Origin of the sequence: Pedobacter sp. SYSU D00535, assembly GCF_017355855.1 — a bacterium.
Lineage (GTDB): Bacteria > Bacteroidota > Bacteroidia > Sphingobacteriales > Sphingobacteriaceae > Desertivirga.
The window spans coordinates 1-15263 of sequence record NZ_JAFEWD010000017.1; the positions used below are offsets into that span (position 1 = coordinate 1).

Annotated in this window: 15 protein-coding genes; 9 read left to right on the top strand and 6 right to left on the bottom strand. The window is 45.0% G+C overall.

Annotation, left to right across the window (positions count from 1 at the left end; translation table 11 throughout):
• Nucleotides 1-1073: 1073 nt before the first annotated feature.
• Nucleotides 1074-1667: a YceI family protein gene (locus tag J4N23_RS20125; RefSeq protein ID WP_207429648.1), complete on the bottom strand. Its 594-nt coding sequence runs from the start codon at nucleotides 1665-1667 to the stop codon at nucleotides 1074-1076.
• Between the two features lie 117 nt (nucleotides 1668-1784).
• Here J4N23_RS20125 and treF point away from each other — a divergent pair, with 117 nt between their 5' ends.
• Nucleotides 1785-3362, top strand: coding sequence for an alpha,alpha-trehalase TreF (treF, locus tag J4N23_RS20130; RefSeq protein ID WP_207429649.1), 1578 nt, complete (start codon nucleotides 1785-1787; stop codon nucleotides 3360-3362).
• A 56-nt stretch (nucleotides 3363-3418) separates the two neighbouring features.
• Here treF and pruA read toward each other — a convergent pair whose 3' ends face one another.
• Nucleotides 3419-5053 (bottom strand): L-glutamate gamma-semialdehyde dehydrogenase, encoded by a 1635-nt coding sequence (gene pruA / locus J4N23_RS20135; protein ID WP_207429650.1) that lies wholly within the window; start codon nucleotides 5051-5053, stop codon nucleotides 3419-3421.
• 100 nt (nucleotides 5054-5153) lie between these two features.
• On the opposite strand from pruA, the gene J4N23_RS20140 reads away from it, so the two are divergent.
• The 4 genes from J4N23_RS20140 to J4N23_RS20155 are packed head-to-tail and all read left to right on the top strand — an operon-like array spanning nucleotide 5154 to nucleotide 10317.
• Nucleotides 5154-6449 (top strand): NAD(P)/FAD-dependent oxidoreductase, encoded by a 1296-nt coding sequence (locus J4N23_RS20140; protein ID WP_207429651.1) that lies wholly within the window; start codon nucleotides 5154-5156, stop codon nucleotides 6447-6449.
• Nucleotides 6450-6481: 32 nt separating this feature from the next.
• Complete coding sequence (gene lpxK / locus J4N23_RS20145) at nucleotides 6482-7543, top strand: tetraacyldisaccharide 4'-kinase (RefSeq protein WP_207429652.1); 1062 nt, start codon at nucleotides 6482-6484, stop codon at nucleotides 7541-7543.
• Nucleotides 7515-8330 (top strand): purine-nucleoside phosphorylase, encoded by an 816-nt coding sequence (locus J4N23_RS20150; protein ID WP_207429653.1) that lies wholly within the window; start codon nucleotides 7515-7517, stop codon nucleotides 8328-8330. Before lpxK ends, J4N23_RS20150 begins: the two co-directional genes overlap by 29 nt.
• Nucleotide 8331: 1 nt before the next feature.
• Nucleotides 8332-10317: a putative porin gene (locus J4N23_RS20155; RefSeq protein WP_207429654.1), complete on the top strand. Its 1986-nt coding sequence runs from the start codon at nucleotides 8332-8334 to the stop codon at nucleotides 10315-10317.
• A gap of 16 nt (nucleotides 10318-10333) precedes the next feature.
• Here the strand turns inward: J4N23_RS20155 and J4N23_RS20160 are convergent, their stop codons facing one another.
• Nucleotides 10334-11515 carry an asparagine synthetase B gene (locus J4N23_RS20160; protein ID WP_207429698.1) on the bottom strand — a complete coding sequence of 394 codons (1182 nt, stop codon included), beginning with the start codon at nucleotides 11513-11515 and terminating at the stop codon, nucleotides 10334-10336.
• A 195-nt stretch (nucleotides 11516-11710) separates the two neighbouring features.
• Here J4N23_RS20160 and J4N23_RS20165 point away from each other — a divergent pair, with 195 nt between their 5' ends.
• Together J4N23_RS20165 and J4N23_RS20170 are read left to right on the top strand one after the other, a co-directional pair.
• Nucleotides 11711-12151 (top strand): peptidylprolyl isomerase, encoded by a 441-nt coding sequence (locus tag J4N23_RS20165; RefSeq protein ID WP_207429655.1) that lies wholly within the window; start codon nucleotides 11711-11713, stop codon nucleotides 12149-12151.
• Between the two features lie 42 nt (nucleotides 12152-12193).
• Nucleotides 12194-12688 (top strand): DUF5606 domain-containing protein, encoded by a 495-nt coding sequence (locus tag J4N23_RS20170; protein WP_207429656.1) that lies wholly within the window; start codon nucleotides 12194-12196, stop codon nucleotides 12686-12688.
• 13 nt (nucleotides 12689-12701) lie between these two features.
• On the opposite strand, the gene J4N23_RS21155 is transcribed toward J4N23_RS20170, so the two are convergent.
• Complete coding sequence (locus tag J4N23_RS21155; protein ID WP_255534864.1) at nucleotides 12702-12824, bottom strand: hypothetical protein; 123 nt, start codon at nucleotides 12822-12824, stop codon at nucleotides 12702-12704.
• Nucleotides 12825-12835: 11 nt separating this feature from the next.
• Nucleotides 12836-13309, bottom strand: coding sequence for a 23S rRNA (pseudouridine(1915)-N(3))-methyltransferase RlmH (gene rlmH, locus J4N23_RS20175; RefSeq protein WP_207429657.1), 474 nt, complete (start codon nucleotides 13307-13309; stop codon nucleotides 12836-12838).
• Nucleotides 13310-13447: 138 nt separating this feature from the next.
• Between rlmH and J4N23_RS20180 the strand changes: the two genes are divergently transcribed.
• The gene (locus J4N23_RS20180) at nucleotides 13448-13918 is read left to right on the top strand and encodes a methionine-R-sulfoxide reductase (RefSeq protein WP_207429658.1); all 471 of its coding nucleotides are present in this window, start codon (nucleotides 13448-13450) and stop codon (nucleotides 13916-13918) included.
• Nucleotides 13919-13961: 43 nt separating this feature from the next.
• On the top strand, nucleotides 13962-14321 hold the full coding sequence (locus J4N23_RS20185) for a septal ring lytic transglycosylase RlpA family protein (protein WP_242689307.1): 360 nt from the start codon (nucleotides 13962-13964) through the stop codon (nucleotides 14319-14321).
• Between the two features lie 9 nt (nucleotides 14322-14330).
• Here J4N23_RS20185 and J4N23_RS20190 read toward each other — a convergent pair whose 3' ends face one another.
• Nucleotides 14331-15170 (bottom strand): hypothetical protein, encoded by an 840-nt coding sequence (locus J4N23_RS20190; RefSeq protein ID WP_207429659.1) that lies wholly within the window; start codon nucleotides 15168-15170, stop codon nucleotides 14331-14333.
• Between the last annotated feature and the right edge of the window lie 93 nt (nucleotides 15171-15263).

A 15263-nucleotide genomic window follows, 5' to 3' on the forward strand; every position in this document is an offset into this window, starting at 1 on the left:
GACGTGAATTGAGAGACGAAATAAACAAACGCCCCGAGCACCAAGAAAGCTGCAAAGAGAACATACAAAATCGGGGTCTTTTTCATCTGCTCTTAGGTGTTGGCTAGATTATACACTTGCCCGTAACATCCGGGTTTACGAATTTCGTATATATCCCATTTACCTGAATTTATTCTCTCCCTCTCGTTCGTTGTCTTTTCGGTTTGGTTTTCAGGCTTCATCGTACATAGTTAACACTATTTTTCATCATTTCAAATTGAACAACAATGTTGTATAGCGGGCTCCTGATCAGATCAAAACCACAGATGGCGATGTGTCTGGATAGATTCCGGCGGTTTTTCTGCTTTCGCGTCCCGGCAGTGTCGGGAGATGTAGCTGAGATTAGTTTTTACCGCAATTGAGTGGGGCGAGATTAAGATCATCATCGCATGTTTACTGTTTACTGCCGCTTCTAATCAGGTACTGGTTCCCGCGATAAGGTTGAATAGCTATGCAGGATAGGATACCTCTCTTATTACAGCATATAAAACTTGCACGTGTGTAAGGTAGGCGTATCAATTTCGTAAACCCGCCCAAATTGGAGGGGTTTACGAAATTAGGCTTACTGCGCCCCTGCCCAAGCCAGTCCCTTTTAGCTTTTTTAATTTTTTCAGGATAGCTTAGTTTTTTTTGCTATGTTTATAACATCACCTCCTAAAAAGACTCTTCTTTTAACAATTTTCAAAGCTTACACTGACCTTACAGCGACCTTATAGCGACTTTATAGCGACCTTATAGCGATATTCGCCCAGCTTAGATCCGTTATTCATCCGATCATCACCCGTTGTTGCGGTAGCAATGATAAAGAGAGAGGTGAGGGACGTTGCCAGGGGAGCAGGTTTTTGCAAAAGAATACCTAAACCGGGGCAGTCCAGTCCACGGTGCTGTTGATCCCGAACTTTTGTAAAGGTCTAAAATGGGACCATGGGGATAAAGGAAGGCGAAGATCAAATAATAATTACCCGAAAATAAAGCCCGCAATTGCGAGCTCTATTTCTGTTAGTAAGACTTGATTGAGCCTCTGTTGATTTTATTTATTTCTTTGCTACCAGATTAATATCCAGCTCAAATTCATCGTTAATTGCTTTATCGCCGATATCACCGAAAAAGCTTTTTGACCGGTACTTGATGTCGTACTTGGTACGATCCACTTTTACTCCTTTAGCTACTGCAACCACCGTGTTTTTTTGTCTTTTTACCGTAGCCGGAAAGGTGATTGAATTAGTAATTCCCTTGATGCTGAGATTGCCGGTTACATTCACGCGCTCTGCGCCGATATTGCTGATCCTGGTAATTTGAAAGCTTGAGCTCGGATTCTTTTCAACTGAGAAGAAGTCGTCACCTTTCAGGTGGTTCAATAGGTTCGCGTTGGCGTTCCCTTTCAGGTCGGTAACGCTGATCGTTCTCATGTTGATTACAAAATTGCCATTCTTTAGGTTGTTGCCGTCCATGGTAAGGCTGCCGGATTCAAGTTTTACCAGGCCTTCATGCTGACCTGCCACTTTTCCTGCAACCCATTTTATGGATGAGCTATTTGTATCCACCTTAAAGACTTCTTCCTTAAATTTCGGCTTAAAAGCAAGTGTTGTGAAAATTGCTACAAGAGCGATTAGGGATCTAAATCTCATATGTAATTTGTTTGTACGTAACGAATATCGAGAGTTTCAAAGTTCGATCGGTTAAAATCAAGTCATTTCTTCATTGGAGCCTATAAACTAAAAAAGGATTAATATGTAATAAAGGATATGAAATTTTTCGTAAGAACTGTTCTTATCCTCTTTGTCCTAATTGCCGGATGTAAGGAGAAGCCCCGCGAGCTTAAAGTTAAGTCGCCGCGAGATCTTTATCCGGGCCTTTTTGACGCAGTGCAAACTGCCCATATATTCCCTGATAGCAAAACCTTCCCCGACTGCATACCTGAAAAAACACCTGAGGAAATTCTGCAGGAGTTTCAGGAGCGCAAGGCAGAAGCCGGGTTTAATTTGAAACAGTTTGTGGAGGAGAATTTTGAGCAGCCCGAACAGGTAGCAACGGACTTTAAAACCGATAAGCAGCAAGGTATCGAAGAGCACATTGATGAATTGTGGGATGTCTTGAGACGGAAATCTGGCAAGTATGATCAGTACAGTTCTTTGATTAACCTGCCTAACCCCTACATTGTTCCCGGCGGCCGCTTTCGCGAGATCTACTACTGGGATTCTTATTTCACCATGCTGGGCCTTCAGGAGAGCAACAAGGAGGCGATGATTGAAGATATGGTGAACAACTTTGCCTGGTTAATTCGCACCTACGGGTTTATTCCCAACGGAAACAGAACCTATTACCTCACCCGCTCTCAACCCCCTTTTTTCTCGCTCATGTTGCAGCTGCTGATGGAGATCAAAAAGAATAAGGCAGATGCTATCTTAAAAGCTAATCGCGATGTCCTGGAGAAAGAGTACCATTTTTGGATGAACGACCAGGGAGTGAAGAAGGGCGCAAGCAATCACGTGGTGCACTTGCCGGACGGGAGTATTCTAAACAGGTATTTCGATAAGGGTGACTGGCCAAGAGAGGAAGCGTACGTGGAAGACGTAAAAACCGCTGTTGCAAGTGGTAGATCGAAGCCTGTAGTTTGGCGGGATTTGCGGTCGGGCGCAGAGTCAGGATGGGATTTCAGCAGCAGGTGGTTTGCAGACGGAAAATCTTTAGCGACTATCCAGACCACCGATATCATTCCTGTCGACCTGAACTGCCTCTTGTACCATACAGAAAAAATGCTGGCTCTCGCCTATGAGAAGCTGGGAGAGCAGCGGGCAAAGGAACATATGGAAGAGGCAGCCGAGCGGCGCAGGAGCGCTGTTGAACGCTTTTGCTTCGACCGGCGAATGGGATACTTTCGCGATTATAACTGGAAAACCTTGAAACAAACCGACCAAATTACCCTTGCGGGGATGTATCCCTTGTATTTCAAGATGGTGACCCAGGGGCAAGCTCAGGCGGTGGCACGCATGCTTCAAAAACAGTTCCTGAAGCCGGGAGGATTAGTGACATCTTTAGTAAATACCGGCGAACAATGGGATGCTCCTAACGGTTGGGCCCCGCTGCAATGGCTCGCTATCCAGGGACTCCGGAATTATCGGCAGGATGCACTCGCCAACGAAGTGGCCAAAAGATGGTCGGGGCTGAATATTCGGGTATTTCACAAAACCGGCAAATTATTGGAGAAATACAACGTGATCGATACAACCTTGATCGCGGGGGGAGGGGAGTACCCGACACAGGACGGATTTGGCTGGACGAACGGAGTATTGTTGAAAATATTGAAAAGCAATAAACAGTAGGATAAAGCGGTTCAGCACCCTCGTTGGTATTAGAACCGCTTTATCCGCTTGCTTTTCTATTCTTCCTCCAAAAATGGATAACGATAATCTTTCGGCGGGTCGAAGTTCTCTTTTATGGTTCTTGGAGATACCCAGCGCAATAAGTTGATCATTGAACCCGCCTTGTCGTTTGTTCCTGATCCTCTTGCCCCGCCAAAAGGCTGTTGACCTACTACTGCTCCCGTACACTTATCGTTGATGTAGAAGTTCCCTGCAGCGTTACGAAGTGCTGCACTTGCTTGTTCAATCACATAGCGGTCTTGTGCAATCACTGCTCCCGTGAGTGCATAGATGGAGGTTTTGTTGATGATTTTTAATGTTTCTTCAAATTCCTGATCCTCGTAAACGTGAACCGTTAGTACTGGTCCGAAAAGTTCCTCGCACATGGTCAAGTAAAACGGATCTTTGGTTACGATGACAGTCGGCTCAATGAAATAGCCCACTGACTTATCGTAGTTTCCTCCTGCGATGATGTCCAGGTCAGGGTTGTTCTTTGCTTCATCAATTGCTTTAGCCAGCTTATCAAATGATTTCTCATCTATAACTGCATTGATAAAGTTTCTGAAGTCTTCTACCGGCCCCATTTTAAAAGTAGCCAGATCTCGTAACATCAGCTCTTTCACGGCAGGCCAAACCGATTTGGCGATGTAGACCCTCGAGGCCGCAGAACATTTTTGCCCCTGATATTCGAACGCTCCCCGCAGAATTGCAGTGCTCGCTACTTCAGCATCCGCGGAAGCGTGAACCAGTATGAAGTCCTTGCCACCCGTTTCGCCTACAATCCGAGGGTAACTTCTGTACTTATCAATGTTCTGTCCGACCGTTTTCCAGATCTCCTGGAATACTTTAGTTGAACCTGTGAAATGAATTCCTGCGAAGTCGGGGTGATTGAAGATAACATCACCAGCCTCCGGCCCATTAACAAATATCAGGTTGATCACTCCATCGGGCAGCCCGGCTTCCCTGAAAACTTTCATCAACACATGGGCCGAGTAGATCTGGGTGTCTGCGGGTTTCCAAACTACTACATTCCCCATCAACGCTGCCGAAGCAGGCAAATTTCCGGCAATAGCCGTGAAATTGAACGGTGTCAAGGCAAATACAAATCCCTCCAAAGGACGCTGTTCGACTCGGTTCCAGGTTCCGCGTGGTGAAATCGGCGGTTGTTGCGCATAGATCTCCGCCATGTACTTTACGTTGAAACGAAGGAAATCGACAATCTCGCAGGCGGAATCAATTTCTGCCTGGTAAGCGTTCTTGGATTGCCCGATCATAGTAGCGGCGTTCAGTTGGTAACGATACGGTCCTGCAATTAAATCAGCAGCCTTTAAGAAAATGGAGGCGCGATGTTCCCAGGACAGACTCTCCCATTGTTCTTTTGCTTTAAGGGCAGCTTCACTGGCATCTTGTACATGCTGTTTTTCTCCATAATGGTAATGGGCCAGCACCTGCTGATGGTTGTGCGGTGGCCGGACTTCCTTTGTATTACCCGTGCGTATTTCTTTTCCTCCGATAAACATCGGTATATCCAATTGCCGGGCATAAGCCGCTGCAATTGCTTCTTTCAAAAGTTTACGTTCCTTGCTGCCGGGAGCGTAGTTTAGTACCGGTTCGTTTACAACTTCCGGCGCAGTAAAAAATCCTTTTGACATATTGACACGATTTGATTAAAGATACGAATGTGGCGGAAATGCCCGTCTTAGATGTATATATAAGCGAAACTAGTTGAATGAGCAATTGTTTAAATGAGGCATGACCGACGAGAACATTCTAATAATTGGAGCCGGTGCCGCAGGACTGATGGCTGCCCGGGAACTGTCAAAGGCTGGTAAACGCGTTACGATACTCGAAGCCCAGGGAAGAATCGGGGGACGGATTTTGGATTTGGAAAGCGAGGGCGGTTCTGGTCCCTTTATGATGGGGGCAGAATTTATCCATGGAAATGTGCCGGTAACCATTTCCTTGCTCAAGGAGGCTGGAATAAAATACATGCCTTTTGCGGGCGAAAGTTATCGAAGCTTAAATGGTAAATTGGTAAAGGATGAATATGAAGATCCCGATTGGTCATTGCTGATGAAGAAGTTGCAGGACGTAAATGAAGATATGTCCTTGACTGAATTCCTCGACAAGTACCTTGATCCCCATGATGAAAAAGAGCTGCGAGAGTCGGTATTACGATTTGCCCAGGGGTATGACGCAGCAGATCCTGAGCATGTCAGCCTTTTATCCTTAAAAAAGGAGTGGTTGCAGGGGCATGATGAACAATATCGGGTGGTAGGAGGCTACGGGCGGATGATTGATTTTCTCGAAAAGGAATGCCTCGCGCACAACTGCCTGATTTTTCTAAGCAAAGTAGTAAGCCATTTTAATTGGAGTGAAGGCTTTGTGGAAGCTATTACTACGGATGGGGAGCGATATGCTGGAGTTAAGGCAATTGTCACCTTGCCGGTGGGGGTACTTCAAATCAAGGACGGAAGTCTCGGTTTTGTAAACTTCACACCTCCTCTTCCCAGGCGAATGGGAGCAGTAAGGGCAATGGGGTTTGGCTCGGTGTTGAAGGTTGTTTTGTCTTTTAAAGAAGCGTTCTGGCTTAACTCCAAGCAACCTGCGCCTGGATTTATATTTTCGGAAGAAGTAATTCCTACCTGGTGGACGCAGTTTCCAGATACTGCCCCCATGTTGACTGGTTGGCTGGCTGGTCCGAAGACGGATGAATTAGTTTCGAACACCGAGGAGGAACTTCTGAATCTCGCCCTTGAATCAGTAGCCAGGCTATTTGGTCTGCAGAAAGCAGCGGTCGAACAAATGCTGGTGAAGGGAGTAGTTAAGCATTGGGGCCAAAATCCATTTTCCCGCGGTGCTTACGGCTACGAAACAGTAGACGGTGCACATGCGCCTGGCCAGCTAAGCCGCCCGGTAGAGGACACCCTTTATTTTGCAGGTGAAGCTACCTATGAAGGGCCCTTTGCGGGAACGGTGGAGGCTGCCTTAGTAAGCGGCATTCAGGTGGCTCAAAAGGTGCTCGAAGCTGCTGATTCTACCGTATAAGTAAAAGTTGTGCATTTCTGTATCTTTACGGCATGCAATACCTGCGACTTTTGTTGCTCCCTTTTTCCCTTTTGTACGGTCTGGTAATCTGGTGTAGAAACATGGCTTATGATTTGGGCTTGTTTCAGTCCCGGAAATTCAATTTACCCATTATCTGCGTGGGAAATCTGGCCGTGGGAGGAGCAGGAAAAACTCCGATGACAGAGTATCTGATCCGGTTGCTTGGTAATAAGTATCGAACTGCGGTGTTAAGCAGGGGATACGGGCGCAAGGTGAAGGGATTTAGGCTGGTAGAGTTTACAGATACACCTTTGGAGGCCGGAGACGAGCCCTTGCAGTTTCGACGGAAGTTTAAGAATATCACTGTTGCAGTTTCAGAGAAGCGAGCCACCGGAATTGAAATTTTGCAAGACAAACATCATCTCATCATTTTGGATGATGCCTTTCAGCATCGGGCGGTGAAAGCGGGCCTCAATATCTTATTGTTCGACTACACCCGTCTTTTCGAACCTCTTGTTGTGCTGCCTGCCGGAAATCTCCGCGACTCGTTTTCTCAGCGGGCCAGGGCAAACCTGATTGTTATAACAAAAACTCCTGAGCATCTTACTGCCGAGCAGCGCGAGGCGGCGATTCGAAGAATCCGACCTCTGGATACTCAGAAGGTCTTTTTCTCTTACCTTAGTTATGGCTCACTGAGGCCTGTTTTCAAGGTGGAGCAAGCAGCAGTGCCTAGCATCGAATCTCAGAGTACTATTTTTCTCCTTACGGGGATTGCTAATCCCTACCCGCTTTTAACAAGATTAGAGGAGGCAGCGGCAAAGGTAATTCATCATGACTACCCTGATCACCACGTTTTCAGCAAGAAAAATATTGCTAAACTTGCAGAAGCTTTCAAGTCTGACCCTGCAGAGGAAAAGCTGATTGTTACCACTGAGAAGGATGCCCAGCGATTGGGCGTGCCCGAGCTTGAAGAACTTTTGAAAGATTTACCCGTTTACTACCTGCCGGTGGAAGCTAAGTTCCATCAGGCGGAGGAAGAACTTTTTAACTCAGTAATTGAAGCGTATGTTACAAGAGATTTACAACACAACTGAATATATAAAACGCCGCATTGGGGACTTTGAACCTGAAGTTGGGATAATCCTGGGCACTGGTTTAGGTGGTTTAGTGGAAGAAATTGAAATTCAGCATAAGCTGATGTATTCGAACATTCCAAACTTTCCAATTTCTACCCTCGAGTTTCATTCCGGCCGTTTGATTTTCGGATTGTTAAAGGGTAAAAGAGTAGTTGCAATGCAGGGAAGGCTGCATCATTACGAAGGCTACGATATGAGGCAGATTACTTTCCCCGTACGGGTGATGAAAATGCTGGGTATCAAACAGCTGTTTGTTTCGAACGCCAGTGGTTCTTTGAATCCCGATATTAAGAAAGGTGACTTGATGATCATTGAAGATCATATCAATTTGCAACATGATAATCCCTTGCGGGGAAGGAATTTTGACGAGCTTGGTCCTCGCTTCCCGGATATGAGCCAGCCCTATCAGAAAGACCTGATAAAAAAGGGTATGGAGATCGCGAAAGCTAACAACATTAATTGCCATAAGGGCGTTTATGTATCTGTTGCAGGTCCTAACCTGGAGACTAAAGCCGAATACCGGTTTTTGAGGATTATTGGAGGTGATGCGGTTGGGATGAGTACAGTTCCTGAAGTAATTGTTGCCAACCATATGGGCTTGCCAGTCTTTGCTATTTCTGTTATTACAGATGAAGGTTTTCCGGAAGAATTGGAGCCGATTTCAGTTGAAGAGATTTTAAAAGTGGCAGAAGAAGCAGAGCCGAAAATGACCCTGATTCTTAAAGAACTGCTTTCCTCATTATAGAATGAAATATCTTTTTTTTGTATTAGCAGCGTTTGTTTGTCTTTGCATCCAGCCTTCTTTAGCGCAGGAAAGACCGGTTCCTGATGCAGGTGCTGAGCTTGATTCGTTGCGTAAATTGGAAGAGGAGGGGCAAGACACCGTCATCTTTACGGCGAAATATATTCGATATACTACGCTTGGACTTTTACAGGATAGTACACAGACGGTTCCGCTCGATACAACCTTAGAAAACTTTCATCATTATAATCCCCTGAACAGGCCGGAGCACCCGACAGTTAACCTGGGCAACCTGGGCTTAGCCTATCGGCAAATGCTATTCGAGCCGAGCAAGCGAATCGGTTTTGATCCCGGCTTTTATGCGCTGGACATTTACCGGCTGACCCAGGATTCCCTGAAATATTATCGGGCCCGGACTCCTTTTACCTCCCTATACTATGTTAACGGAACTTTAAAGGAACAAACCTTCAGAGTTATTCACTCGCAGAATATTAAGCCTAACTGGAATATAGGGGCTAATTACTTCAGAATTGGAGCGCGCGGTTTTTACATCAACCAAAACTCGGATCACCTGAATGCTTCACTTTTTACCTGGTATGAGTCGCCGAAAAAGAGGTATAATATCTTAGTTAATGGACTTTTCAATACGTTGAAGGCTGCGGAAAACGGAGGAATTGTAGACGAGCGGATTTTCGAGCCCGGAAGGGAGCCGGAGGGCTTTGAACCGCCCGTGCGACTGACTGGTCAGGACCCCGTTCGGCAGACCTGGCGTCAGAAGAACTTCTTCCTTAAGCAGTTTTATTACATCGGAAGAATCGACAGCCTGGTGGGTAGCGAGAGCTCAAGTATCTTACCTACACAACGGCTTTCCCATTCTTTAAGCTACTCTTCCGATCAATACAAATTCTACAAAAATCAACGTGACGATTCCCTTCTTAACGTCTTTCCGGGACTTGCTGATACGAATCGCGTGGTCGACTCTACCATAGTTCGAAATGTTCGAAACGAGTTTATGTACAGCTTTTACCTTCGGGGACGATCTGTGAAGTTTATTAGGAACGAGATGAAGCTGGACCTGGGTTTGCAGCATGATTTTTACTCCTATAATCAGATGGGGGATGACCTGAACTTTCAGAATATCACGCTCAAGGGTAACATTGGATACCGGTTTAGTGACCGGGTTTCCCTCAACGGAGAGTTTCAACAGATTGCCCAGGGTAGAAATGCGGGAGACTATTTGTACGATGCTCAGACTCAAATTCTTCTCAGTCGATCTGTGGGGCGAATCATTCTTGGTGCCTACATCCAGAATAGATCGCCGGAACGGTTGATGCAACGTTCAAACTACCACTATCATCAATGGTCCAATGATTTTGTGAACGAAAAGTACAATAATCTGTCTTTTACGTATGTTAACCCCAAATTCCATTTACGGGCCAGGGCCGAGTACTTTTTGATTAACAATTACCTTTATTACCGCGAACTGAAATCCGACACCAATGCGATTACCCCAGTTCAGGCTGGTAGCCCGATCAATCTTCTTAAGTTAACGTTGAGGAAAGATTTTCACCTGGGCAAGTTTAACCTGCAGAGCTTCGTAGCCGTACAACAAACAGATTTTCAGGAAATTTTAAGAACTCCTCAAATTTATACTTATAATACTTTTTACTACGGGAACAGGTTTTTCAATGCAGTTACCGCTAATCTTGGTTTCGATGTCAGGTGGAATTCATCATTCCCCGGACTTGCTTATGCACCCAATGTCGGTCAGTTTTATAATGCTTCAATCGGTAGCGACACACCTATACAATACGAATCGTATCCTATCGTAGACCTGTGGGCTCGCTTTTCTCTGCGCAGGGCTAATGTCTTTGTAAGATACGATTACGCAAATCAGGGCCTCTTCTCGAAGGGCTATTTCACCGTACGGCCCTACCCGATGCCTGATGCACTTTTCAGATTAGGTATTCACTGGAATTTTTATAACTAACAGATAGCAGCAGAAGTTAAGTCTTCTGCTTTTTCTTTTTCGCCGCAGGAAACAGGATGTTATTTAAGATGAGCCGGTAGCCGGGCGAGTTAGGATGTAAGCTAAGGTCCGTCTGGGGGTCGCCGACAGCATGCTGGTAATCTTCGGGGTCGTGACCTCCATAAAAGGTCCATTGTCCCTTTCCGAATTCTCCATGGATATACCTTGCTTCATTCGCTGTTTTCGTCTCGCCCATCACTAAAACGTCAGGTTTCAGAACGTCTTTGCGGAAAGCAGTAGTTTGTCCCATGAACCCCTTCACCACCTTGTCGTGACTTTGAGTGAGCATGGTAGGAACGACATCCCACTTTGCAGAGAAGTCGAAAAGCGTGAAGTAGTCGTTTGTTTGCGTAAGCATGCGTGTGGGAGTGGCGTCTATGTTTGAGAATTCGTAGTTGTTAGGGTTCATGTCCAGCCTGAAGTTCTGGAAGGCAAAGGTTTTATTGAAGTCGAGCTTTGACTGTGCGTCGGAATCGGCCCCATCTCCGTCAAACATGCTTTGTGCAATGTCAATCCCTTCCGCGGCCAAAGCAATATCAAAGCTGTCTGTTCCGGAACACATGGCAAATAAAAATCCTCCGCCTGAGCAGAAATTGGCGATGCTTTTAGCAACAGCCAGCTTCATCTCTGAAACTTTCTTGTAACCCAATTTTTTCGCCGTGGCCTGCTGTAGTTTCACATCTTCCATGTACCAGCTCGCATTACGATACACTGACCAGAAGCGTCCGAACTGTCCGGTGAAATCCTCATGGTGGAGGTGTAGCCAGTCATACTTCGGCAGATCCCCTTTTAAAACCTCTTCGTCGTAAACAACCTCGTAGGGGATTTCCGCATAAGTAAGCACAAGCGTTACTGCGTCGTCCCAGGGCAACTTATTTTTCGGAGAGTAAACAGCAATCTTGGGCGCCTTTTCCAGCTTGACCAAATCCATATTTACCGAAGGATCCGAGATTTCCGTAAGGATAGAGGTGACTTTTGCGTCAGTTATTACCTCATAGGAAACGCCCCTGATCTTACACTCTTTCTCCAGTGGCTCCGCGTATTTCATCAGAAAACTTCCTCCCCGGTAGTTCAGGAGCCAGTCAGATTCCAATCCGTTTTTCAACGTCCAGAACGCAATACCATAGGCTTTCAAATGGTTCTTCTGATCTTCATCCATTGGGATCAGGATGGAAGCCGCTTTTGAACTCAGGCTAATCAGAATAAGGAGAAATAGCAGACCAAACCTCGACATGTTTTTATAAACGTAAATAGCTTTCCGAAGTTATAAAAAGCCGCTAAATGTTCGATTTTTTAAAAGGATAGAATGTATGTAGCTGAAATAATTAACTTTGCCAGCTCTAAACTAAACGATATGAGCAAAGCGATTATAAGAACAGAGAAAGGCGACATGACTGTAGAGTTCTACGACAAAGACGCCCCAAATACAGTAGCTAACTTCCTCAAATTAGCTAAGGAAGGTTTTTACGACGGTGTAACTTTCCACCGTGTTATTCCTAATTTCGTTGTTCAGGGAGGCGACCCTACAGGAACAGGTGCCGGAGGTTCTGGAACACGGATTAAATGTGAGCTAACCGGTGATAATCAGTATCATGACAGAGGAGTTCTTTCGATGGCTCATGCCGGAAGAGACACAGGAAGCTCTCAGTTCTTTATCTGTCACAGCCGCCAAAATACTGCACACCTGGATCGTCATCATACCTGCTTCGGAAAAGTGGTGGAGAATGTAGACGTGGTGGATGATATCCGCCAGGGCGATAAGATTTTAGGAATTGATGTAATTGAGGAAGGATAGGAAACAGCACGATTCTGTGCTTGTTTCTTGGAACTAACAAATATGAACTTAAGAGGATTAGTAGCAGTTTCGGGAAAGCCGGGACTATATAAAATTATCGGTCAAAATAAATCCGGTTTCGTATTGGAAAGCCTGGATGCTCAGAAAGTAAAGCTGGTAGTCAACCTGTCAACAGCTAAACTGGCATCTTTAGAAGATATCACTGTTTTTGGGCAGGATGAGGATTTAAAGCTGTCGGATATCTTTGAGCGGATGAAGGGAACCTCAGTTCCGGATCCAAAAGCTGACGGAACTACACTTCGGACATACTTCCGTGAAGTAGCCCCCGACCACGACGAGGACAGGGTATACTCGTCGGACATGAAGAAGATCATCACCTGGTATAATCTGATAAAAGACTTGCCTTTATTTACAGAAGAGGCAGGCACTGAAGCAGAAGAGGCTACAGCAGAAGTTGCCGAAGAGCCAGTGACAGCAGAGGTGCAGGAAGAAGCTCCTGCTAAAAAAGCATCAAAAAACAAAAAGAAGGCTGAATAAGCCTTCTTTTTGTTTAAAAGAAGTAAATGATGGCCGCACAAATAACAAGTGCGATAAGTACCATTAGCCAGAAATTATTTTTCTCATTTCCGGGATTCACTCCCTTGTATCTGTAATTCCTTGTTTTAAATTCCATACCTCTAAATTTTACTCGTGATGATAGGGCTCGCCCTTCAATATGGTAAATGCCCTGTACAACTGTTCTACAAAAAATAATCGTACCATTTGATGCGAGAAGGTCATCTTAGATAGAGATAACTTTCCCTTTGAAATTCCATAAATCGCCGCGTCAAAACCATAAGGACCACCTACGATAAAGATGAGGTGTTGAACGCTCCCCAGCATTTTTTTGTTAATGAAAGCAGAAAACTGGGAAGAGCTGAATTCATCACCCGTCTCGTCCAGCAACACTATATGGTCGTTAGTACTAATATGTCTTAATAAAAGCTCAGCTTCTTTTGCCTTCTGCTGATCTTCAGTCAAGTTCTTCGTGTTCTTCAGTTCGGGAACTTCGACCAGCTCAAACCGGATATAGTGCTTCAGGCGCTTCAAATACTTTTCGATGCCTTCTTTCAGATACTTGTCTTCTGTTTTTCCCAGTACAAGGAGGGTGATCTTCATGGATGCCTTATGAACCAGCAAAGTTAATGGTAAAATCAGCTTTTCAGAGCGCCGCTGAAATAGAATACCCTAAAATCCGAATTGATCCGTCCATCGTATATCAGGAGAAGATCAATAAACGTTATCTTTAAAATGGATATGAAAACCTTCTATATTTTTAGCTGTCTTTTATTTGTGGCGCTGGTTTCCTGCGGGCAGCAGAAAAATGCAAAGCAAGAGGCGATAAACACTGAAAAAAATATGACTTATAATCAACTAACACCAGAAGAGGAACGAGTAATAGTTCATAAAGGCACTGAGTATCCCGGAACAGGGAAACTATTGAATAATAAGGAGAAAGGAACCTACACCTGCAAACGCTGCGATGCTCCTTTGTATCGTTCGGAGGATAAGTTCGAATCGCACTGCGGTTGGCCCAGCTTTGATGACGAGATAAAGGGCGCAGTAAAAAGGATCCCTGATCCCGATGGCATGAGAACGGAGATCGTCTGTGCGAATTGCGGCGGACACCTTGGTCATGTATTTTTAGGGGAAGGGTTTACTAATAAAAATACCCGTCACTGTGTTAATTCAATTTCCATGAATTTTATCCCTGCCGAGAAGAAGTAGCTCTTAGCTGGCGAATTAATAACATTTATTAAATTAGGCGGATATGATGATCCGCCTTTTCTTTTTTATAGCCCTTGTAGTTTTCCTGGCTCCCTCCTGTGCGCCCAAGGTAGTGCAGACAGGAAAAGCATCTTATTACGCAAAGAAGTTTAACGGTAGAAAAACAGCCAGCGGAAAAAAGTATAGAAGCTATAAACGGACCGCTGCTCACCGCTCAATTCCCTTCGGTACAAAGGTGAGGGTAACCAATCTGAAAAATGGGAAGTCTGTGAAGATTAAAATTAATGATAGAGGGCCCTTCGTTGCAGGGAGGATCATCGACCTTTCCAGAAAGGCGGCACGAAAGATTGGTATGCTGGATGAAGGAGTGGGTAACGTGAAGATTGAATATCGTAAAAACTGATTAATAGTCCTACCATTTCGAATCCAGGCCGTATTTGTTTTTGTCAATGAGGAGAAGAGTCGGTGTCCAGGAGCTTACACTTTTTTCTTCTGCTGGCTGATACCTGCTATGGCTGAACTTAGACGGTCCGCTGAAATGGCGCGCGTTCAAGTCAACGTGAAATTCGTAGATCTTACGCTGAATATTTGAGTAAAAATTTTGGTTTAGCGAGGCCAAATAGTCTAATTTGCTGAGGAGCAAGTCGGCAATAGCCTTTGTTTGGGTATCCATCTGATGATAGAAGTATCCCCAATCCGGTTCCAGGTGCCGGATCTTATTTCGAAGCCGAAGTACTTCAAGCGTGTTAGGCTGAAGGTTGCCGTGATACCTGAAATGATTAATGAGCGATCTTTTATGGGCTAGGTTAAGAAATCGACTGTACTCGGCTTTAAGATACGCTACCTTACTGTGATATTCCGAAGTTGTTAAGGAGAAAAGAAGCATTTCGTTGCGGAAGAACGAAGGATGAATCTCTTTATTCAGAAAATTGAAAATTTCCTGATGGTATCGCACCTGATGGATCTGGGCTTTATCTTCCTCCAACTTATCCTCCTCAGCGCGTCGCAGGTTTTTCAAAGATGCCGCTTTATATTGCTCAAACTGATCCAAATGAAGGATTTTCGAAAGAGCTTCGATCTCATAGTCATGCTTCTCGCGATCTGAAGGAAAATTGTCATTCAGAAAGATGTTCTCTTCCACTTCAAACCGGTGCACGAGTCGTGCTTGGTGCAGTGTCAAATTGATAGAGTAGTGAGCCTGGTACCTGTCTATAATAGCGCCAGCAATAGCGTCTAATTCTTCTGGTGTCATTATTTATCCGGATTTGCTTTCTCTGAATATCGTCTTTCGAATATCAGATTTTTTCCAGAGATTTTTGTTCTTCAAAACCCAGCGCCATTTTCT

Coding starts and splice junctions, on each gene's coding strand:
- J4N23_RS20125 (WP_207429648.1), bottom strand. CDS start 1,667: ATGAGATTTAGATCCCTAATCGCTCTTGTAGCAATTTTCACAACACTT.
- treF (WP_207429649.1), top strand. CDS start 1,785: ATGAAATTTTTCGTAAGAACTGTTCTTATCCTCTTTGTCCTAATTGCC.
- pruA (WP_207429650.1), bottom strand. CDS start 5,053: ATGTCAAAAGGATTTTTTACTGCGCCGGAAGTTGTAAACGAACCGGTA.
- J4N23_RS20140 (WP_207429651.1), top strand. CDS start 5,154: ATGACCGACGAGAACATTCTAATAATTGGAGCCGGTGCCGCAGGACTG.
- lpxK (WP_207429652.1), top strand. CDS start 6,482: ATGCAATACCTGCGACTTTTGTTGCTCCCTTTTTCCCTTTTGTACGGT.
- J4N23_RS20150 (WP_207429653.1), top strand. CDS start 7,515: ATGTTACAAGAGATTTACAACACAACTGAATATATAAAACGCCGCATT.
- J4N23_RS20155 (WP_207429654.1), top strand. CDS start 8,332: ATGAAATATCTTTTTTTTGTATTAGCAGCGTTTGTTTGTCTTTGCATC.
- J4N23_RS20160 (WP_207429698.1), bottom strand. CDS start 11,515: ATGGATGAAGATCAGAAGAACCATTTGAAAGCCTATGGTATTGCGTTC.
- J4N23_RS20165 (WP_207429655.1), top strand. CDS start 11,711: ATGAGCAAAGCGATTATAAGAACAGAGAAAGGCGACATGACTGTAGAG.
- J4N23_RS20170 (WP_207429656.1), top strand. CDS start 12,194: ATGAACTTAAGAGGATTAGTAGCAGTTTCGGGAAAGCCGGGACTATAT.
- J4N23_RS21155 (WP_255534864.1), bottom strand. CDS start 12,824: ATGGAATTTAAAACAAGGAATTACAGATACAAGGGAGTGAATCCCGGA.
- rlmH (WP_207429657.1), bottom strand. CDS start 13,309: ATGAAGATCACCCTCCTTGTACTGGGAAAAACAGAAGACAAGTATCTG.
- J4N23_RS20180 (WP_207429658.1), top strand. CDS start 13,448: ATGAAAACCTTCTATATTTTTAGCTGTCTTTTATTTGTGGCGCTGGTT.
- J4N23_RS20185 (WP_242689307.1), top strand. CDS start 13,962: ATGATGATCCGCCTTTTCTTTTTTATAGCCCTTGTAGTTTTCCTGGCT.
- J4N23_RS20190 (WP_207429659.1), bottom strand. CDS start 15,170: ATGACACCAGAAGAATTAGACGCTATTGCTGGCGCTATTATAGACAGG.